This is a genomic window from Cupriavidus sp. FW216-B1, assembly GCF_058789195.1.
This window is the reverse complement of the sequence record NZ_JBYTEL010000005.1, coordinates 180204-199224: the sequence shown is the minus strand read 5'-3', so window position 1 is coordinate 199224 and position 19021 is coordinate 180204. Positions and strand designations below refer to the sequence as shown.

The following is a 19021-nucleotide window of genomic DNA, read 5'->3' as shown; positions in this document are numbered from 1 at the left end:
GGTACTGGAAGGGTGCGGCCATTTCAATGGCGCCAGCGGGGGGTAGCGTTTTGCGATTATGCTATTTGTCGTCCCGCAACATATCGCAATATCATGGTTTGACGCGGCTTGATTTTTTCCTGGTTTTAGTCACACTTGCCAAATAGACAGATCGGACCGATGTCGACAATCACGAACAGGGCAGGGATGGTGGCCAGGTCAGAGGCGAAGGCCGGCGCCTCGCCGAGCGCGGACATCGATCCGTTGACCGGCGTAGCCGCGCGCCAGGCATTCTTGAATACGCTGGAAGACCGCCTGCGCACGGAGGCTGCCCCCCGCTGCGCGCTTTTGCTGCTCGGCATCGACGATTTCCGCGCCTTCAACGACATGCACGGCCATGCCGAGGGCGACGAGATCCTGCGCCGGGTGGCCCGCCGCCTGCGCGACGCCTCGCCGCGCGACGCCGTGCTCGGGCGGGTCGGCGGCGACGAGTTCGCCGTGCTGCTGCCGTCCATCGCCGATCCCACCCTGGTGCGCCACGTCAGCGCCGCCATCCTGTCCCTGCAGTCCGAGCCCCACGAGTACGGCAACCGCCGCCACCACGTGCTGGCCAGCCTGGGCGCCTGCGTGATGCCGGGCGGCGGCGACAACGCCTCCGACGCGCTGGCCTCGGCCAGCCTGGCGCTGGGCCGGGCCAAGCGTGACGGCGGGCGCACCATCCGCTTCTTCAAGCCGCAGATGCGCACCGACGTGACCACCCGCCTGTCGCTGGTGCAGGCGCTGCGCGACGCCTACGCGCAACGCCAGTTCGAACTCCTGTACCAGCCGCAGATCGACCTGCGCGACGGCCGCGTGGTCGGCGCCGAGGCCCTGATGCGCTGGCGCCATCCCACCCAGGGCCTGCTCACGCCGGCCAGCTTCATCGACGCGCTGGCCGCCAGCAGCGTGGCGGCCGACGTCGGCGTGTGGCTGCTCCATACCGCCTGCGCGCAGGCGCGCATGTGGTCGCTGGAGTTCGCCGACGCGCCGCGCGTGGCCATCAACCTGTTCGCTGCGCAACTGAGCGAAAGCCGCCTGCTGACCGAGGTGCGCCACGTGCTGCGCGAGCTGGCGCTGGCGCCCGAGCGGCTGGAGCTGGAGATCACCGAGACCATCGCGCTGCAGCAGGGCGACGAGTTCTCCGGCCAGCTGCAGACGCTGCGCCGCGACGGCGTGACCCTGACCTGCGACGACTTCGGCACCGGCTATGCGTCGCTGAGCTTCCTCAAGACCTTCCCGGTCGACCGCATCAAGATCGACCAGTCCTTCATCCGCAACGTCACCCAGAGCCCGGTCGACGCGGCCATCGTGCGCGCCGTGGTCAACGTGGGCACCACGCTCGGCATCGGCGTGGTGGCCGAGGGCGTGGAAACCGTGGAGCAGCGCGACTTCCTGCGCGACAACGGCTGCCACGAGGTGCAGGGCTACCTGTACGGCCGCCCGATGTCGGCCGACAAGTTCACCGAGTTCCTGCAGGCGCGCTGAACCGGCGCCGGACCGCGCCGCGTCCCGTCCCGTCCTTTCTCCCCTTCCGTTCGCCCGCCCCGCCACCCTGCGATAATTTGTTTCCGGCTTTGTCCGGCCGCCGCCCGTCCCGGCGGCGCCGGTCCGCTCCCCGCGCCCGCCGCCGGGCCGCGCGCGCGGCGCGTTGGCCGCCGCGGGGAAATACGTGCTTACAAAGTCAGATGCGCCGCGCCGGCGGGTTGCCGCCAGGCGCAGTATCGTGACAACAGGGACAGCCGGCACCGGCCCGCCGCCCTTCGCATCGACGAGGTAATTCCATGTTTCCTGCCCGCAGGCTTGGCCCCGGCGCCCGGGCCCTGCTCCTGGCCATCGGTATCGCTTGCGCCACCTGGCTGGCGCCGGCGCTGGCGCAGTCCGCCGATCCCTCCGACCGCATCGCCACCATCACCGACGCCGCCGGCAGCCTGAGCCTGGCGCCCGCCGGCTCCGACGACTGGGCCCAGGCCGCGCTCAACCGGCCCATCACCACCGGCGACCGCCTGTGGGTCGACAACGGCGGGCGCGCCGAACTGCATGCCGGCTCCACCGCGATCCGGCTCGGCGGCGCCACCGCGGCGACGGTGCTCAACCTCGACGACAGCGCCACCCAGGTCAAGCTGACCCAGGGCACGCTGCAACTGCGGGTGCGCGCGCTGCCGCCCGACCAGCCGGTCGAGATCGACACGCCCAACCTCGCCTTCGTGCCGCGCGAGCCCGGCGACTACCGCCTCGACGTGGCCGCCGACGGCAGCGCCACCGTGGTCACGATGCACCACGGCTCGGCCGTGGTGTACGGCGAGAGCCGCTCGCGCGAGATGCGCCGCGGCGAGCAGATCCGCTTCGCCGGCAGCGACCTGGCCGAGGCCGGCACCGCCTTCAATCCGCCCGAGGACGAGTTCGACCGCTGGACCACGGCGCGCGACGCGCGCGAGGATGCCTCGCCCTCGGCCATGTACGTGCCGCCCGAGATGACCGGCTACGCCGCGCTGGACGGCTACGGCGACTGGCAGGAAGACCCCGGCTACGGCGCGGTGTGGTTCCCGCGCGTGGTGGCGGCCGACTGGGCGCCGTACAGCACCGGCTCGTGGGCCTGGGTGGCGCCGTGGGGCTGGACCTGGTGCGACGAGGCGCCGTGGGGCTTCGCGCCGTTCCACTATGGCCGCTGGGCCCGCATCGGCAGCCGCTGGGGCTGGATGCCGGGGCCGCGCGCGGTGCGCCCGGTGTACGCGCCCGCGCTGGTGGGCTTCGTCGGCGGCGGCCGCGGCGGCCCCGGCGTGGCCTGGTATCCGCTCGGCCCGCATGAAAGCTACCGGCCGGCCTACGGCGCCAGCGCCGCCTACCTCGGCCGCGTCAACCGCTTCACCGTCGACCGCGAGTTCGCCAACGACCGCGCGCGCGGCGCCTATGCCAACCGCGACGTGCCGGGCGCCATCACCGGCATGCCGTCGCGCGCCTTCGTGCAGGGCCAGCGCGTGCCGCCCGGCGCCCGCCACGAGGCCTGGCGCGACCTGCCGCGCGGCGAGGCCAACGGCGCGCCGCCGCTGGCGCCGGTCAAGGCCAGCCTGCTGGGCACCCGCCCGGGCCGGCCGGCGCCGCCGGCGGTCGTGCAGGGCTTCGCCCGTCCCGCCATCGCGGTGCGCGCGCCCGGCCGCCCCGCCGGCGACGAGCTGGCGCAGCGCCTTGCGCGCGGCGGCGGCACCGTGCCCGGCGCGGGCCCGGCCTGGCGCGGCGGCAACGCCCAGCCCGCCGGCCCGGCCGGCGGCCAGGTCCGGCTGAGCCAGGCCGCGCCGGCCTGGCGCGGGCGCGGCGAAGGCGGCCAGGGCAACTCGGCCAGCTTCGCCAATCCCGCCAACCCCGCCTTCAATCCGCAACGTACCGAAGGCGGCCCGCGCGGCGCCATGCCGCAGGGCTTCGTGGGCGCGGCCCCCGGCGGCCAGCCGCCGGCGCCGGGCGGCGACCCGCGCGCGCGCGGCTGGACCACCCGCCCCGACCAGGCGCGCGAGCAACAGGCCATGCAGCAACAGCAGGCCATCCGGCAGCAGCAGGACATGCAGCGCGAGCAACTGGATCGCCAGCGCGGCGACCAGTTCCATGCCCAGCAGGCGCTCCAGCAACAGCAGGACATGCAGCGCCAGCAACAGGCGCGCCAGTTCGGCGACCAGCAGCGCGCGCAGCAGGCGCTCCAGCAGCAACAGGAGATGCAGCGCCAGCAGCAGGCGCGCCAGTTCGGCGATCAGCAGCGCGCGCAGCAGGCGATCCAGCAACAGCAGGAAATGCAGCGCCAGCAGCAGGCGCGCCAGCTCGGCGACCAGCAGCGCGCGCAGCAGGCGCTCCAGCAACAGCAGGAGATGCAGCGCCAGCAGCAGGCGCGCCAGCTCGGCGATCAGCAGCGCGCGCAGCAGGCGCTTCAGCAACAGCAGGAGATGCAGCGCCAGCAACTGGAACGCCAGCGCGGCGAGCAGCAGCGCGCCCAGCAGGCCTTGCAGCAACAGCAGGCCATGCAGCGGCAGCAGCAGGAAACGCAGCGCCAGCAGATGGAGCAGCAGCGCATGCAGATGCGCCAGCAGCAGGAGCGCCAGGTCCAGGAGCAGCAGCGCCAGCAGCAGGTGATGGAGCGCCAGCAGCAAGAGCAGATGCAGCGGCAGCAGCAGGAAATGCAACGCCAGCAGCAGAACATGCAGCGCCAGCAACAGGAGCAGCAGCGCCGCCAGCAGGAGCTGCAGCGCCAGCAGCAGCACACCTAGGCGCCGCCGCCGGATGACCGGACGCGGGAGACACGAAGCGCGCGCTGGCCGCCGGCCGGCGCGCGCGGTCCGGCGCAGCGTTACCTGGCCAGTTCCGACAGCCGCACCTGGGCGATCTTGCCGCCCTGCACCCAGCCCACCACGGTATCGGCCACGGTGCCGCCCCTGGCATCGATGCTCTCGATCTCGTTGGGGTTGGCGTCCCTGGCCAGCGTCTTCACCGCTTCCGGCATCCTGGCCCGGATCGCGGCCACGTCGCTGGTGGTGCCGGCCAGCTTCATCGCATTGGCCAGCACGTACACCATCGTGTAGTTGAGCGACATCTCGGTGGTGGCGTCGCGCCCCTCGTGCAGCTTCTTGTACTTGGCGTTGTAGGTCTGCGCGGCCGGACGGCTGTCGTTGGCCAGCGGCATCACGCCGATCGCGCCTTCGAGCATGCCCAGGCCGCCCGTGACCTTGGCCATCTCGTCGAGCTTGGCCTGGTCCATCACGATGAAGCCGCCCTTGAAGCCCAGCTCGCGCGCCTGCTTGACCACCAGCGCGGTCGGCTCGGACGGGCCGCCCACGAACATCACGTCGGGTTTGTCGGCCAGCACGCGCGACACGCCGCTGTAGAAGTCGGTGGCCTTGGTGTAGGACATCGGGTTGTTGGCCACCACCTTGCCGCCCGCGCCTTCCCATGCCGGCACGAAGGCCTGCACCCAGGCCTTGGCGTAGTCGTGGTCGGCCGGCGCCAGCGCCACGTTCTTGCCGTAGCGCTTCATCTGCGCCTTGACGAACGGCTCGATGTAGCCGGTATAGGCCGGCGGGATGCGGATGGTCAGCTTGTTGCCCGCATCGGTGATGCGCGGCACGCTGGAGTACGCCATCACCAGGAACTTCTCCTGCTCGTTGAACGCCTGCAGTGCGAAGATGCCGCCCGAGTGCGGCACGAACACGGCCGGCGTCTTGTACTGCTGCACCAGGCGGCGCGCGTTGATGGCGGCCTCGGCCGGCGCGTACTTGTCGTCGAGCGCGGCCACTTCCAGCTTGACCTTCTTGCCCTTGACCTCCAGGCCGGCGGCGTTGATCTCGTCCACCGCCATCTGGATGCCGGACAGCACGTTCTTGCCGTACAGCGCGGCGCCGCCCGACAGCGGCCCGGTGTAGCCCAGCTTGACCACCTCCTGGGCGAAGGCGGCGCCCGATGCCAGCAGCGCGGCCACGGCGGTGGCGGCAAGCGGGAAGAAGCGGCGGATCGTCTTGGTTTGCATCTGGCTGTCTCCTGTTGTGTTGGTACTGCCTGTTGTTGTTCTTGTTTTCTTCCCTCTCCCGCAAGCGGGAGAGGGAAGAAAACATGCAACACGCGGCGGCGTCAGCCCCCGATATACGCCCGCCTGACCCCCTCGTCCCCGAGCAGCGCGTCGCGGTCGCCCTCCATCACGATGCGCCCGCTCTCGATCACGTAGGCGCGGTGCGCGATGCCCAGCGCCGCGTAGGCGTTCTGCTCGGCCAGCAGCACCGTGGTGCCGGCGCGGTTGATGCGCTGGATCACCTCGAACATCTGCTTGACCACCAGCGGGGCCAGCCCCAGCGACGGCTCGTCGAGCAGCAGCGCGCGCGGGCGGCTCATCAGCGCGCGGCCGAGCGCGACCATCTGCTGCTGGCCGCCCGAGAGCGAGCCGGCGGGGTCGTCCTTCTTCTGCCGCAGGATCGGGAACATCTCGAACACCTCTTCCAGCGAGCGCCGGATGCCGGCCGTGTCGCGCCGGTGCACGTAGGCGCCCAGCGTCAGGTTCTTCTGCACGCTCATGGCCGGGAACAGCTTGCGTCCCTCGGGGCAGTGCACCAGCCCGGCCTGCACGATCTGCGACGGCTTCATGCCGGACAGCTCGCGGCCGTCGAAGCGCATGGTGCCGCCGCTGGCGCGGTGGATGCCGCTCATGGCCAGGAAGATCGAGCTCTTGCCGGCGCCGTTGGCGCCGAGCAGCACCACCAGCTCGCCGGCGCCGGCGTGCAGCGTGATGTTGTCCAGCGCGCGGAAGCTGCCGTAGGACAGCGAGACGCGTTCAAGCTGCAACATGGTCGGCTCCCAGGTAGGCTTCGATGACGTGCGGGTCCTGCTGGATCTGCGCCGGCGTGCCCTCGGCGATCTTCTCGCCGTAGTTGAGCACCATGATCTTGTCGGCCAGCCGCATGATCATGTCCATCTTGTGCTCGATCAGGCAGACCGTCTTGCCGTGGCCGACCATCTTGCGGATCAGCCCGGCCAGGCCCACGGTCTCTTCCGGGTTGACGCCGCCGGCCGGCTCGTCGAGCAGCAGCAGTTCGGCGCCGGTGGCCAGCGCCAGCGCGAAGGCCACGCGCTTGCGCTCTTCCTGCGTGATGTCGGCGGCGACCTCGTGCGCGAGGTGCGCGAGGCCGACGAACTCCAGCGCTTCCTCGGCCTTGTCGCGGCACAGGCGCTCTTCCTCGCGCAGCCGGCGCGTGTTGAACAGCACGTCGGCCAGGCCCGAGTGCGTGCGCAGGCGGTGGCCCACGATCAGGTTGTCGAGCACCGTGGCGCGGTCGAACAGATGCGTGGCCTGGAACGTGCGCGCCACGCCCAGGCGCGCGATCTGGTCGGCGCGCAGGCCGGCCACGTCCCGGCCCTTGAGCCGGATCTGCCCGGAGGTGGGCGCGTGCGTGCCGGCGATCAGGTTGAAGAAGGTGGTCTTGCCGGCGCCGTTGGGGCCGATGATGGCGTTGATGTGGCCGGTCTCGAACGTGACCGAGACCTCGTTCACCGCGGTCAGGCCGCCGAACTTGCGGGTCAGGTTGCGGATCTCAAGCATGGTCGGCTCCTGCGTTGGCTGCGGTTGCGCTGGCCGGCGTGGCGGCCGGCGCGCGGTCCTTGCCGCCGCGCCGCGCGGCGGCGGCGCGGCGCGCCTGGCGCTTGAGCCACGAACCGACGATGCCGTCCGGCACGAAGATGATGAGCAGCACCAGCACCGGTCCGAACACCAGCATGCGGTAGTCCTGCAGGAACTGCAGCGTCTGCGTGACCCACGGCACCAGCACCGCGCCCAGCAGCGGCCCGAGCAGCGTGCCGGTGCCGCCCACCAGCATCGCCATCACCATGTCGAAGGTCAGGTCGGTGCGCGCGATGTCGGGGCCGAGAAAGCGCACCTGGCCCGCGTACAGCGCGCCGGCGAAACCCGCGTAGCCCACCGACAGCACGAAGGACAGCACCTTGGTGCGCATCAGGTTGATGCCCAGCGCCTCGGCCAGCGCGTCGCTGTTGCGCACGGCCATGAAGCTGCGGCCCAGCAGCGAGGTGACGATGCGGTGCATGAGGAAGGTGCCCGCCGCCAGGAAGAACAGCACCAGGTAGTACTGCGCCTGCACGTTGTCGAACGCGAGCGGGCCCACCGCGGCCGGCACCGGGATGCCGATCAGGCCCACCGTACCGTGCGTGAGGCTTTCCCATTTCTCGATCAGCAGGTAGATGATGTAGCCGATGCACAGCGTGAAGATCGAGAAGTAATGGCCCTTGAGGCGCAGCGACACCACGCCCACGAAGTAGCCCACCGCCATGCACACCACGCCCGACAGCGCGAACGCCCACCAGAACGGCACCTGGTGGTCCACCGTGAGGATGCCCAGCGTGTACGCGCCGATCGCCATGAAGCCGCCGTGCGCGAGGTTGAGCTGGCCGGTATAGCCGGTGATCAGGTTCAGCCCGAGCGTAGCGATGGCGTAGATGAAGGCCAGCGTCATCACCGTCAGGTAGTAGCTGTTGGGCGTGATGAGCGGAAACGCGACGGCGAGCGCCAGCAGCAGCGCCCAGCCGGTCTTGCCTTGCAGTGTCTTGGTCATGCTGCGCTCCTCAGGCGGTCTTGCCGGCAAACAGGCCCTGCGGCCGGACCGACAGGATGGCCACCAGCAGCACGAAGGCGATGATGTCCTTGTAGTCGGTGGAGACGTAGAAGCCGCCGAAGCTCTCCGCCATGCCGATGATCAGCCCGCCCACGATGGCGCCCGGGATGCTGCCCATGCCGCCGAGGATGATGATGACGAAGGCCTTGGTGATGACCAGGTTGCCCATGCTCGGGTAGACCAGGTTGATCGGCGCGTACAGCGTGGCGGCGATGGCCGCCAGCGCGCCCGAGATGGCGAACACCAGCAGCGTGACGCGCGTGGCGTCGATGCCGACCAGCGCGGCGCCCTCGCGGTTCTGCGCCATCGCCACGATGGTCGAGCCGGTCACGGTGCGCGTGAGGAACAGGTGCAGCAGCACCATCAGGCCGAACGCGGCGGCGATGATGAGCAGGCGCTGCGCCGGCGCGGTCAGGCCGAACAGTTCCACCATCTGGCCGTAGGGCGTGGGCATGCGCAGGAAGTCCGCGCCCCACAGCGCCTGCGCGCCGGCTTCGAGGAACAGCATGATGCCGATGGCGGCGATCATGTCGTGCAGCTCCGGCGCGTTGCGCAGCGGATGGAACACCAGGCGCTCGGCCAGCATCGACAGCGCCGCCACCGCGAGCGCCGCCGCGCCCATCGCCAGCCAGTAGTTCAGGCCGAGCGCGGCCATCATGTAGTACGAGACGTAGGCGCCGGCCATGTAGAACGCGCCGTGCGCGAAATTGGGCACGTGCAGGATGCCGTAGACCAGCGTCAGGCCCAGCGCCACCAGGCTGTACACGCCGCCCAGCGTGAGGCCGTTCAGGACTTGTTGGAGAAACAACATCTCGGCTTACCTCTTTGCGGATCACGAACGAAGACACGCAATCCGCGGCGCGGATGGCGTGGAACGTGCGGCGCCGCGCGAAGGCGGCGCCGCTCATGAGGCGAGGGCGGGATCAGCCGGGCGGTGACGCGGCTTGGCGGGTCGTGCGGTGCATGTTCTGTCTCCTGTGCAATGCCTGTGCAGTGCGGATTGGCGGGGCGAGGGCGATGCCTCGCTGCCGGTGTCGTCGGCCGGTGAAAGCGCGATGCGTTTGCATGCATATGCACTTTCCAGCACGATCGTTCGTTTTCATTGACTGTTGCATACGGCCTGAGGCACAGTCAAGGAATACGGAATAGTCTTCCGCAGAGCGAAATAGCCGGCGCAACCCGTTTTCTTCGGCATGCCGGCGCGGTGCGGAATGCGTCCTCCCGCGGCCCGCGGTCCGCAGTTCACGGCCCGCGGTTTGCAGCCCGTCTCCAGCGTCGCCGCCATCCATGAAGCGCACCTCGTCGATCCCGCTGTCGCCCGTGTCCGTGCCTGTGCCGGCATCCGTGCCCGCGTCCGTGCCCGACGCCGATGCCGATACGCTGCCGCCGTGCGCCGGCGCGCTCGCCGACGCCGCGCGCGACGACCGCAACTTCGTCACCGCGCTGGCGCGCGGACTGGACCTGCTGCGCGCGTTCGGCCCGCACGACGACTACCTCGGCAATGCCGAGCTCGCGCGGCGCGCGGGCATTCCGCGCCCGACCGTCTCGCGCCTGACCTACACGCTCACCAGCCTGGGCTACCTGATCTATTCCGAATCGCTCGAGAAATACCGCCTCGGGCAAGGCGCGATGGTGCTCGGCCAGCGCTACCTCGCCGGCTCGCGCATCCGCGAGATCGCGCGGCCGCTGATGCAGTCGCTCGCGTTCGCCACCGACTGCACCGTGGCGCTGGCCACCGCCGACCGCCACGAGATGGTCTACCTCGAGGTCTGCCAGCCGCGCGGCGCGCTGGTGATGCGGCTGGCGCCGGGCTCGCGCCTGCCCACCGCCACCTCCGCCATCGGCCGCGCGTGGCTGGCCGGGCTGGAAGCGCCGCGGCGCGCCGCCGCCATCGCCGACCTCGAACAGTTCTACGGCAGCCGCTGGGCGCCGCTGCGCGCCAAGCTAGAGCGCGCGCTGCGCGACTACGGCCGGCGCGGCTTCTGCGTGGCGCACGCGGAATGGGACCGCACCGTGAGCGGCGCGGCCGCGCCGGTGGTGCTCGAAGGCGGCGCCGAAGTGCTGGCCATCAACATCGGCGGCGCGGCCACGCGGCTCGCGCCCGAGATCCTCGACGGCAATCTCGGCCCGCGCATCCGCGAACTCGCCGACGCGCTGCAGGGGCGCCTGTGGCAGGGGCACGGATAAGCGGATAACGGGCATCATCGCGCATCGACACGGCCCGGCGGACATGCGCCGCAAGGGCCAGACATCCAGCAGGCAATACAGACAAAGAAAACAAAGGAGACAACGATGGACATCCGCAACAAGACCGTGATCGTGACGGGCGCCGCCACCGGCATCGGGCGCGCGCTGGCGCTGGCCTTCGCCGCCGGCGGCGCGCGCGGCGTGGCGGTGGCCGACCTCGACGAGGCCGGCGCGCGCACGGTGGCCGCGGAACTGGCGCAGGCCAGTCCCGCCTGCCAGGTCTTCGCGCAGCGCACCGACGTGGCCGATGCCGCCGCGGTGCAGGCGCTGGCCGACGCCGCCACCGAGCGCTTCGGCCAGGTCGACGTGTTCTGCTCCAACGCCGGCATCATCCTGCGCAAGGGCCTCGACGCCAGCGCGCAGGAATGGCAGCGCATCTGGGAGATCAACGTGATGGCCCACATCCACGCCGCGCGCGCGGTGCTGCCGCAGATGCTGGCGCGCGGCGAGGGTTATTTCGTCAACACCGTGTCGGCCGCCGGGCTGCTGTCGCAGATCGGCTCGGCGCCCTACGCCGTGACCAAGCACGCGGCCATCGGCTTCGCCGAATGGCTGTCGATCACCTACGGCGAGCGCGGCATCAAGGTAAGCTGCATCTGCCCGCAGGGCGTGCAGACCAACATGCTGTTCGGCGAGGACGGCTCGCGCAAGGGCTTCCTGCAGGCCGGCTCGGTCACGCCGGAGCACGTGGCGCAGGTCACGCTCGCCGGCGTGAAGGACGAGCGCTTCCTGATCCTGCCGCACCCCGAAGTGCTGGAGTACTACCAGCGCAAGGGCCAGGACTACGACCGCTGGCTCAAGGGAATGCGCCGCCTGCACGATAAAGTGATGGCGGAGTTCGGCGGCAGCGTGGTGTAAGCAGTGAGCAAGGCCGCGCGCCGCGCGGCACCCGCAGCATCGGCAGTACCGGTATTACCCAAAAAGCAAAAAAACACCTGGAGACAACCATGCGCAGCAAACCTCTCGCGGCGGCCATGCTGGCCGCCTGCACCGCCTTGTCCGTCCTGTCGGCGCCGCCGGCGCGCGCGGACACCTATCCGTCCAAGCCGATCCGGCTCGTGGTCGGCTTTCCCAGCGGCGGCGCGCCGGACATCCTGGCGCGCATCTTCTCGGAGAAGATCTCGCTGGGCCAGCCGGTGGTGGTCGACAACAAGCCCGGCGCCGGCGGCAACATCGGCGCCGAGGCCGTGGCCCACGCCGCGCCCGACGGCTACACGCTGGCGATGGGCACGGTGGGCACGCACTCGATCAACGGCGCGCTCTACGCGCACATGCCATACGACATGGTCAAGGACTTCACGCCGGTGATCCTGGTCGCGTCCACGCCCAACGTGCTGGTGGTCAACCCTTCCGTGCCGGCCAGGAACGTGCAGGAACTGATCGCGCTGGCCAAGGCCAAGCCGGGCGGCCTCACGTTCGGCACGCCGGGCGTCGGCACCTCGCTGCACGTGGCGGGCGAGCTGTTCAACTCGATGGCGGGCGTCAAGATCACGCACGTGCCGTACAAAGGCCGCGCGATGGCCATCCCCGACCTGCTCGGCGGCCACATCACGATGATGTTCGACAACCTGCCATCGGCGCTGCCGGTGGTCAAGGAAGGCAAGCTGCGCGCGCTCGGCGTGACCAGCGCCAAGCGCACCGCCTCGGCGCCGGACATCCCCACGCTGGCCGAGCAGGGCCTGCCCGGCTTCGAGGCCGATTCGTGGTTCGCCATCTTCGCGCCGGCCAACACGCCCAAGGACGTGATCGCCAGGCTCAACGCCGAGCTCAACCGTATCTATACGCTGCCCGACGTGCAGGCCAAGCTCAAGACGCTGGGCCTGGACCCGGTGCTCGGCACGCCGGAGAAGCTGGCCAGCTACCAGCGCAGCGAGATCGCGAAGTGGGCCAAGGTGGTGAAGGAGTCGGGCGCGAAGGCGGAGTAGCGCGAGCCTTCCGGCATTCGGCGCCCGGCGCGGGTGCCGGCTTCCCGTGTTCGCCTGCCGCGTCAGCCGACATGGGGAAGCGGCCGCGCCATCGCTGGCTATCCCTGACGTTGCCGCGGACATTGAGCGCCGTGTCCGGGCGTGCTGGCGGCGCCGGCGAGCTTCCCCGGCGGCGCCGCGCCACGCGCCCTTCGCTCAGATGTCCGCCTCGGCCGCGCCCTGCGCCTGCGAGCCGCTGCCGCTGCGCAGCCGGCTGAAGCTCACCACCGCGCCCGCCGCGGCCACCGCGGCCGCGACGAACAGCGCCAGCCGGGCCGCGCCGGACGGCTCGATGCTGAACAGCAGCGCGACGATGGCGGTGCCGGTGGTCTGCCCGAGCAGCCGCGTGGTCGCCTGCGCGCCGCTGGCGCCGCCGCTGCGCGCGGGCGGCGTGGCGCCGATCATGGCGCGGTTGTTGGGCGACTGGAACAGGCCGAAGCCGAGCCCGCACATCGCCATGCGCCAGCCGATGCCGAAGCTCGACGCCTCCGGGCCGAGCATGGCCAGGCCGACCAGCCCGCTGCCGAGCAGCGCCAGGCCGATGCCGGCCAGGATGCTGGCCGGATAGCGGTCCGACAGCCGGCCCGACAGCGGCGCCATGACCGCCACCATCAGCGGCCACGGCGTGATCAGCAGGCCGGTTTCGTGCAGCGAGCGGCCAAGCTGGTATTCCAGGTAGAACGGCAGCGCCACGAAGGACAGCATCTGCGCCATGAACGAGCAGAACGAGGTGCCCACCGCCAGCGTGAAGGCGCGGCTGCGGAACAGGTCCACCGGCACCAGCGGCGCGGGCTTGCCGTGCTGCATGCGCACCAGCCACCAGCCCAGCAGCGCCGCCGCCGCCAGCCCGGCGGCCGCGGCGGCGCGCAGGCCGGCGTGCCCGGCGGCGTCCACGCTGAGGATGAACAGCGCGAACACCACCGTCGACAGCAGCGCGCTGCGGTAGTCGAAGCCGTGCGGCTGCGGCGGCGTGGCCGGCAGCGCGCTGCGCGCGAGCAGCAGCGCGAACACCGCGACCGGCACGTTGATGGCGAACAGCCATTGCCAGCTTGCCACCGACAGGATCAGCGCGCCCACCGACGGCCCCACGGCGATGGTGATGCCGACCACCAGCGCGTTGAGGCCGATGCCGCGGCCGAGCTTGGTGGGCGGGTAGATGAAGCGCACCAGCGCCGTGTTCACGCTCATGATGCCGGCGCCGCCGATGCCCTGCAGCACGCGCGCGGCCACCAGCACCGGCAGCGTGGGCGAGAGCGCGCACAGCAGCGAGCCGAGCAGGAAGATCGCCAGCCCGGTGCGGTACACGCGCTTGTAGCCGAGGATGTCGCCCAGCGAGGACAGCGGCAGCAGGCACACCGTGACGGTGAGCTGGTAGGCGTTGACCACCCAGATGGTGCTGCTCGGGTCGGAGGCGAGCTTGCGCGAGATCGACGGCAGCGCGATGTTGGCGATCGAGCCGTCGAGCACGGCCATGATGAGGCCGCAGAACACGGTGAGGATGGCCCAGGTGCGTTGGGGACGGGGTAGGCCTTGGTGTGGCTGCATGGAGGCGAGGAAGAGAACCGGCGAGGACAGCGCCGCGCGGCTTGCGCGGCCGCGCAATTATCGTCTGCCGCGGCGGTGTCCGCAAATGGCGGCTTCACGGCAGGCCCGCACGCCATGCCGGCCGATGATCTATATTGCAGGCTGGCGCGGCGCCCCGGGCCGCCCCGCCGGCCCGGACCTGAAGCGAAACCATGAAGACTACCTCACGATATCTCGGCGGCTGGCTGCTGTGCGCGGCCGTCGCCATGCTGCCGGCCTGCACGCTGCTGCAGCCGGTGGAAACGGCGCAGAAGATGATCGGCGCGCCCGAAGACGCGGTCAAGACCACCTTCGGCAACCCGACCGACGTCTACCACCTGGCCGACGGCACGACCCGCTGGATCTACTCGCGGCAGCCGCTCGGCTACCAGGCCTACGCGGCCGATTTCGACGCCGCCGGCAAGCTGACCAGCTTCCGCCAGATGCTGACCAACGCGGAAATCTACAAGGCCCGCGTCGACGTCTGGACCCAGCGCGACGTGGAAGAGCATTTCGGCAAGCCGCGCGAGCCGGTGCAGTATTTCCCGCTGATGCGGCGCCTGGTGTGGTCCTACCGCTTCCGCCAGGACGGCATGCTGTCCTCGCTGTTCAACTGCTACTTCGACGACCAGGGCGTGCTGCGCCAGGTGCAGATCACGCTCGACCCGCTCGGCGGCGACAGCAGCCGCTCGAAGTAGGCGCGCGCATCCCGTCCGGCCTTCTCGCTCCCATCATGGAACGCTTCACCATTTCGCTGGACAACCAGCTTGCCGAGGAATTCGACCGGCTGATCGCCGAGCGCGGCTACGACAACCGCTCCGAGGCGGTGCGCGACATCCTGCGCAGCCACCTCGACCGCTGGCGCGAGGCCTGCGATGCCGACGGCCCCTGCGTGGCCAACCTGTCCTACGTCTACAACCACCACGAGCGCGAGCTGGCCGAGCGGCTCACGCGCATCCAGCACGCCCATCACAGCCTCACGGTCTCGACCATGCATGCCCACCTCGACAGCGACAACTGCATCGAGACGGTGATCCTGAAAGGCCCGGCCAGCGCCGTGCGGCAGCTTGCCGACGCCATCGGCAGCGAGCGCGGCGTGCGCCAGGCGACGCTGAACGTGGTCATGGCCGAGGCCGACGACTTCCACTCGCACTCCCACCCGCATCCGCATCCCGATCCGCATCCTCACCCGCACGAGTGAAAGACGCCGGACATCCGCACCGTGATGGTGCTTGCCCGGTGGTATGAAGTTTGCTAAAAATTTCATACATTTTCATATTGCAAAAAAATAACGATGCGGGACTACCTCCGGCGCCTGCCGCGCGCGTTGCGCCGCCGCCCGCTGCGGCTGGCGCTGTGGGCCGCGGCAAGCTGCGGCGCGGGGCTGCACGGCGTCGCCGGCGCGGGCGGCCTGCAGCAGGCCGGGCCCGATGCGCAGTTGCAGGCGGTGACGGTCCGCGGCGCGCCGGCCGAAGCGCTGGCAGGCGACAGCGCCAGCGAGGGCTACGTCACGCGCGAGCAGCTCGAGACCCGGCCGCTGCTGCGGCCCGGCGAGCTGCTCGAGACCGTGCCCGGCCTGATCGTCACGCAGCACAGCGGCGACGGCAAGGCCAACCAGTATTTCCTGCGCGGCTTCAATCTCGACCACGGCACCGACCTCGCCACCACGGTGGCCGGCATGCCGGTCAACATGCGCACCCACGCGCATGGCCAGGGTTATACCGACCTCAATTTCGTCATCCCCGAGCTGGTCGGCGGCATCGCCTACAAGAAGGGCACCTACCATGCCGAAGAGGGCGATTTCTCCGCCGCTGGCGCGGTGCGCATGGACTACGTGCAGAGCCTGCCGCGGGGCATCGCCCAGGGCGAGATCGGCCAGCACGGCTACCGCCGCGGGCTGCTGGCCGACTCGCTCCAGGCGGGGCCCGGCACGCTGCTGTACGGGCTGGAATGGATGGGCGAGAACGGGCCGTGGGTGCTGCCCGAGGGCGTGCACAAGCTTAACGGCGTGCTGCGCTACAGCCTGCCGCTGGGCGGTGGCGAGCGCGTGGCAGTCACGGCGATGGCCTACAAGAACCGCTGGCAGTCCACCGACCAGGTACCGCAGCGCGCCATCGACCAGGGTTTGATCTCGCGCTTCAGCTACATCGACCCGAGCGACGGCGGCGCGTCCTCGCGCTACAGCCTGTCGGCGGACTGGCAGCGGCCGCTGCCGGACGGGCTGGTCAAGGCCAATGCCTACGTCATCAAGAGCCGCCTGCAACTGTTCTCCGACTTCACCTACGCGCTCGACAACCCCGGGCGCGGCGACCAGTTCGAGCAGTTCGAGAACCGCGTGACCACTGGCGCCAATGCCGCGCGCACGTGGTTCGGCAAGCTGGCCGGGCGCGACGCGGAGACCGAGCTCGGCACGCAACTGCGCTACGACCGGCTCGACCCCATCGCGCTCTACGGCACCGAGGCGCGGCAGGTCTACCAGCAGGTGCGCAGCGACCGCGTCAACGAGACCAGCGCCGCGCTCTATGCGCGCAACGCCGTGCAGTGGCTGCCGTGGCTGCGCACCGTGGCCGGCCTGCGCGCGGACCAGTTCTGGTACGGCGTGGCCAGCGACAACCCGGCCAATTCCGGCAACGGCGGCGACCACATCGTCAGCCCCAAGCTGGGCCTGGTGCTGTCGCCGGGCGCGCATACCGACATGTTCCTCAACTGGGGCCGCGGCTATCACAGCAACGACGTGCGCGGCGCCACCACCACGGTGGACCCGGCCAGCGGCGCGCCCGCGCGGAAGGTCAGCGTGCTGGTGCCGGCCACCGGCTACGAGCTGGGCGTGCGCAGCGCCGACGTGCTGCCGGGCCTGCAGTTGTCGGCCTCGCTGTGGCGGCTCGACATCGGCTCCGAGCTGGTGTTCTCGGGCGACAGCGGCACCACCGAGCCGAGCCGGCCGAGCCGCCGCACCGGCGTCGAGCTGGCGGCGTACTACGTGCCGGCGCCGGGCATCATCGTCGATGCCGACGCGGCCTTCTCCCGCGCGCGCTACCGCGACCACGACAGCGTGGGCGACGACATTCCCGAAGCGATCCAGGCCACCGCGTCGATGGGCGTGTCGGCCGAGCGCGGGCGCTGGTCGTTCGGCGCGCGCATGCGCTACTTCGGCTCGCGCCCGCTGGTCGAGGACGACAGCGTGCGCTCGGCGTCGTCGTTCCTGGTCAACCTCAAGCTCGGCTACCGCGTGCTGAAGAACGTGCGGGTCTTCGCCGAAGTGCTGAACGCGCTGGGCCGGCGCGCCAACGATATCGATTATTACTACGCCTCGCTGCTCAAGGGCGAGGCCTCGCCGCCCGGCGCCGGCGGCGCGCCCGCGGGCATCGACGACCACCATGTCCATCCGGCCGAGCCGCGCACCCTGCGCATTGGCGCGACCTGGAATTTTTGACGGGTTTCCGGGCATTTTTGCGATGTTGGCGCGGGTTGGGCGCGGGTCGGGAAGGTCGGCGCCGGCCGGCGTTTCATCATCCTTACGAAGTAGAAACGCCGCATCACTCCCCTGCAATCGATCTAATTGCACCGCCACGCCGAGTGCCTAGAGTGGTTGAGCCGCGCCAGCCGCGCCTTGCCCGGCGGGCGGCCGCATCCGGGGGAACCGGTCACGTCCAATCTCCAGCAAGGAGGAAATATGGACCTCGATCTCAGCCAGACCTTGTCATGGAAGAAAAGCCTCGCCGCCGCCACGCCGAGCGCGGCCGCGGAGCTTGCCATGCTCAGCGACCTGCAGGGGAACATCCTCAAAGGCCACGGCCGGCACAGCACGGCCAATCTGTTCCTGGTGTTCGATCCGGCCCGGCAGGCCGCGAGCCGGCACTTCCTGTCTTCGCTTGCCGTGCAGATCGGCTCGGCGCTGGACCAGTTGACCGGCGCGCTGGTGTTCAAGGCCTCGGGGCTGGACGCGGGCACCTTCGTTTCGCTGCTGCTCACCGCCAAAGGCTACGACGCGCTGGGCCGCGCCGACGCCAGGCCCGGCGATGCCGCCTTCCTCGCCGGCATGAAGACACGCCAACTCGGCGACCCGGCGCCGTCTACCTGGGGCGGCGCATTCGCCGGCGACGTGCACGCCATGATGCTGATCGCCAGCAGCACCGCCGCGCAGCGCGACCGCGACGCGGCGCAGTTCCGCCAGCTCGTGGCCGCCACGCTGGGCGCGGTGCGCATCGCCGGCGAGGAGATGGGCAACGCGCTGTTCAACAGCGACCAGCAGGGCATCGAGCATTTCGGTTATGTCGATGGCCGCAGCCAGCCGCTGCCGCTGCAGGAAGACGTGGACAACGAGCAGCAGAACACGGACGGCATCGACAAGTGGAACCCCGCCATTCCGCTGAGCCAGGTGCTGGCCAAAGACCCGGGCGGCAAGCTCGCGGTGAGCTTCGGCAGCTATTTCGTGTTCCGCAAGCTGGAGCAGGACGTGAAGGCCTTCAAGGCGCGGGAGGACGCGCTGGCCGACACGCTCGGCGGCATCGGCGAGCGTGCCGGCGCCAGCGTGGTGGGCCGCTTCGAGAACGGCACGCCCGTGGTCGCGTCCGCGGACGAGCTGCCGTTCGCGGCGCCGGGCGTGCCCAACAACTTCAGCTACGCGGGCGATCCCGATGGCCTGAAATGCCCGTTCGCCGGGCATATCCGCAAGAGCAACCCGCGCGACGGCATCGCCAACTCGAAAAGCCACCTGATGGCGCGACGGGGCATTCCCTACGGCGCGCGCAGCGACGATCCCAACGACGGCCGCATCGACAACAAGCCGTCCGGCGGCGTGGGGCTGCTGTTCATGGCCTACCAGAGCGACATCGCCGGGCAGTTCGAATTCACGCAGGTCAAGTGGGTCAACAACGTCGGCTTCCCCGGCAGCGGCACCGGCATCGATCCCGTCATCGGGCAGCCGGCCGGCGGCGGCAAGCAGCGCTGGCCGGTGGTCTACGGCCAGACGCTGAGCGATCCGCTGGATTTCTCCGGGCACGTCACGATGAAGGGCGGCGAGTATTTCTTCGCGCCGAGCCTGTCGTTCCTGCGCGGGCTGGGCGCGTAGGCGGCGCGCGCCGC

15 protein-coding genes are annotated in these 19021 nt (G+C 70.4%); 9 read left to right on the top strand and 6 right to left on the bottom strand.

The genetic code is table 11. The annotated features are described in order from the left end of the window. Positions 1 to 186 precede the first annotated feature (186 nt). The gene (locus AC3WXD_RS14000) at positions 187 to 1503 is read left to right on the top strand and encodes a putative bifunctional diguanylate cyclase/phosphodiesterase (RefSeq protein ID WP_059415085.1); all 1317 of its coding nucleotides are present in this window, start codon (positions 187 to 189) and stop codon (positions 1501 to 1503) included. 296 nt (positions 1504 to 1799) lie between these two features. After that, a complete protein-coding gene (locus AC3WXD_RS13995; RefSeq protein ID WP_492323974.1) occupies positions 1800 to 4265 on the top strand; it encodes a DUF6600 domain-containing protein in 2466 nt (821 codons plus the stop codon). 80 nt (positions 4266 to 4345) lie between these two features. On the opposite strand, the gene AC3WXD_RS13990 is transcribed toward AC3WXD_RS13995, so the two are convergent. From AC3WXD_RS13990 to AC3WXD_RS13970, 5 genes are all read right to left on the bottom strand, one after another. Next, positions 4346 to 5518 (bottom strand): ABC transporter substrate-binding protein, encoded by a 1173-nt coding sequence (locus AC3WXD_RS13990; protein WP_492323973.1) that lies wholly within the window; start codon positions 5516 to 5518, stop codon positions 4346 to 4348. 101 nt (positions 5519 to 5619) lie between these two features. Beyond that, positions 5620 to 6327 (bottom strand): ABC transporter ATP-binding protein, encoded by a 708-nt coding sequence (locus AC3WXD_RS13985; protein ID WP_020204047.1) that lies wholly within the window; start codon positions 6325 to 6327, stop codon positions 5620 to 5622. Beyond that, positions 6314 to 7078 carry an ABC transporter ATP-binding protein gene (locus AC3WXD_RS13980; RefSeq protein WP_059415091.1) on the bottom strand — a complete coding sequence of 255 codons (765 nt, stop codon included), beginning with the start codon at positions 7076 to 7078 and terminating at the stop codon, positions 6314 to 6316. The genes AC3WXD_RS13985 and AC3WXD_RS13980 overlap by 14 nt, the downstream gene beginning before the upstream one ends. Further along, a complete protein-coding gene (locus AC3WXD_RS13975; RefSeq protein ID WP_020204045.1) occupies positions 7071 to 8102 on the bottom strand; it encodes a branched-chain amino acid ABC transporter permease in 1032 nt (343 codons plus the stop codon). Before AC3WXD_RS13975 ends, AC3WXD_RS13980 begins: the two co-directional genes overlap by 8 nt. Positions 8103 to 8112: 10 nt before the next feature. Next, a complete protein-coding gene (locus AC3WXD_RS13970) occupies positions 8113 to 8973 on the bottom strand; it encodes a branched-chain amino acid ABC transporter permease (protein WP_020204044.1) in 861 nt (286 codons plus the stop codon). Between the two features lie 476 nt (positions 8974 to 9449). Here AC3WXD_RS13970 and AC3WXD_RS13965 point away from each other — a divergent pair, with 476 nt between their 5' ends. The 3 genes from AC3WXD_RS13965 to AC3WXD_RS13955 all read left to right on the top strand — a co-directional run bounded on the left by AC3WXD_RS13965 (position 9450) and on the right by AC3WXD_RS13955 (position 12334). Then, on the top strand, positions 9450 to 10349 hold the full coding sequence (locus AC3WXD_RS13965; protein ID WP_059415099.1) for an IclR family transcriptional regulator: 900 nt from the start codon (positions 9450 to 9452) through the stop codon (positions 10347 to 10349). 105 nt (positions 10350 to 10454) lie between these two features. Continuing rightward, positions 10455 to 11267, top strand: coding sequence for an SDR family oxidoreductase (locus AC3WXD_RS13960; RefSeq protein WP_059415106.1), 813 nt, complete (start codon positions 10455 to 10457; stop codon positions 11265 to 11267). Between the two features lie 89 nt (positions 11268 to 11356). Further along, positions 11357 to 12334 (top strand): Bug family tripartite tricarboxylate transporter substrate binding protein, encoded by a 978-nt coding sequence (locus tag AC3WXD_RS13955; RefSeq protein ID WP_020204041.1) that lies wholly within the window; start codon positions 11357 to 11359, stop codon positions 12332 to 12334. Positions 12335 to 12529: 195 nt separating this feature from the next. On the opposite strand, the gene AC3WXD_RS13950 is transcribed toward AC3WXD_RS13955, so the two are convergent. Continuing rightward, entirely contained in the window at positions 12530 to 13918 is a 1389-nt protein-coding gene (locus AC3WXD_RS13950; protein WP_492323972.1) for an MFS transporter, read from the bottom strand. Between the two features lie 191 nt (positions 13919 to 14109). Between AC3WXD_RS13950 and AC3WXD_RS13945 the strand changes: the two genes are divergently transcribed. The 4 genes from AC3WXD_RS13945 to AC3WXD_RS13930 all read left to right on the top strand — a co-directional run bounded on the left by AC3WXD_RS13945 (position 14110) and on the right by AC3WXD_RS13930 (position 19007). Beyond that, the gene (locus AC3WXD_RS13945) at positions 14110 to 14634 is read left to right on the top strand and encodes a hypothetical protein (protein ID WP_492323971.1); all 525 of its coding nucleotides are present in this window, start codon (positions 14110 to 14112) and stop codon (positions 14632 to 14634) included. Positions 14635 to 14669: 35 nt separating this feature from the next. Then, the gene (nikR, locus tag AC3WXD_RS13940; protein WP_020204038.1) at positions 14670 to 15137 is read left to right on the top strand and encodes a nickel-responsive transcriptional regulator NikR; all 468 of its coding nucleotides are present in this window, start codon (positions 14670 to 14672) and stop codon (positions 15135 to 15137) included. 93 nt (positions 15138 to 15230) lie between these two features. Continuing rightward, positions 15231 to 17369 carry a TonB-dependent receptor gene (locus tag AC3WXD_RS13935; protein WP_492323970.1) on the top strand — a complete coding sequence of 713 codons (2139 nt, stop codon included), beginning with the start codon at positions 15231 to 15233 and terminating at the stop codon, positions 17367 to 17369. Between the two features lie 240 nt (positions 17370 to 17609). Continuing rightward, positions 17610 to 19007 carry a Dyp-type peroxidase gene (locus AC3WXD_RS13930; protein ID WP_492323969.1) on the top strand — a complete coding sequence of 466 codons (1398 nt, stop codon included), beginning with the start codon at positions 17610 to 17612 and terminating at the stop codon, positions 19005 to 19007. The last annotated feature ends 14 nt before the right edge of the window (positions 19008 to 19021 follow it).

What these genes read in the sequence shown, in the direction of transcription:
- AC3WXD_RS13990 (WP_492323973.1), bottom strand. Translation starts at nt 5,518, where the DNA reads ATGCAAACCAAGACGATCCGCCGCTTCTTCCCGCTTGCCGCCACCGCC.
- AC3WXD_RS13960 (WP_059415106.1), top strand. Translation starts at nt 10,455, where the DNA reads ATGGACATCCGCAACAAGACCGTGATCGTGACGGGCGCCGCCACCGGC.
- AC3WXD_RS13970 (WP_020204044.1), bottom strand. Translation starts at nt 8,973, where the DNA reads ATGTTGTTTCTCCAACAAGTCCTGAACGGCCTCACGCTGGGCGGCGTG.
- AC3WXD_RS13950 (WP_492323972.1), bottom strand. Translation starts at nt 13,918, where the DNA reads ATGCAGCCACACCAAGGCCTACCCCGTCCCCAACGCACCTGGGCCATC.
- AC3WXD_RS13930 (WP_492323969.1), top strand. Translation starts at nt 17,610, where the DNA reads ATGGACCTCGATCTCAGCCAGACCTTGTCATGGAAGAAAAGCCTCGCC.
- AC3WXD_RS13985 (WP_020204047.1), bottom strand. Translation starts at nt 6,327, where the DNA reads ATGTTGCAGCTTGAACGCGTCTCGCTGTCCTACGGCAGCTTCCGCGCG.
- AC3WXD_RS13995 (WP_492323974.1), top strand. Translation starts at nt 1,800, where the DNA reads ATGTTTCCTGCCCGCAGGCTTGGCCCCGGCGCCCGGGCCCTGCTCCTG.
- AC3WXD_RS13935 (WP_492323970.1), top strand. Translation starts at nt 15,231, where the DNA reads ATGCGGGACTACCTCCGGCGCCTGCCGCGCGCGTTGCGCCGCCGCCCG.
- AC3WXD_RS13965 (WP_059415099.1), top strand. Translation starts at nt 9,450, where the DNA reads ATGAAGCGCACCTCGTCGATCCCGCTGTCGCCCGTGTCCGTGCCTGTG.
- AC3WXD_RS14000 (WP_059415085.1), top strand. Translation starts at nt 187, where the DNA reads ATGGTGGCCAGGTCAGAGGCGAAGGCCGGCGCCTCGCCGAGCGCGGAC.
- AC3WXD_RS13945 (WP_492323971.1), top strand. Translation starts at nt 14,110, where the DNA reads ATGAAGACTACCTCACGATATCTCGGCGGCTGGCTGCTGTGCGCGGCC.
- AC3WXD_RS13975 (WP_020204045.1), bottom strand. Translation starts at nt 8,102, where the DNA reads ATGACCAAGACACTGCAAGGCAAGACCGGCTGGGCGCTGCTGCTGGCG.
- nikR (WP_020204038.1), top strand. Translation starts at nt 14,670, where the DNA reads ATGGAACGCTTCACCATTTCGCTGGACAACCAGCTTGCCGAGGAATTC.
- AC3WXD_RS13955 (WP_020204041.1), top strand. Translation starts at nt 11,357, where the DNA reads ATGCGCAGCAAACCTCTCGCGGCGGCCATGCTGGCCGCCTGCACCGCC.
- AC3WXD_RS13980 (WP_059415091.1), bottom strand. Translation starts at nt 7,078, where the DNA reads ATGCTTGAGATCCGCAACCTGACCCGCAAGTTCGGCGGCCTGACCGCG.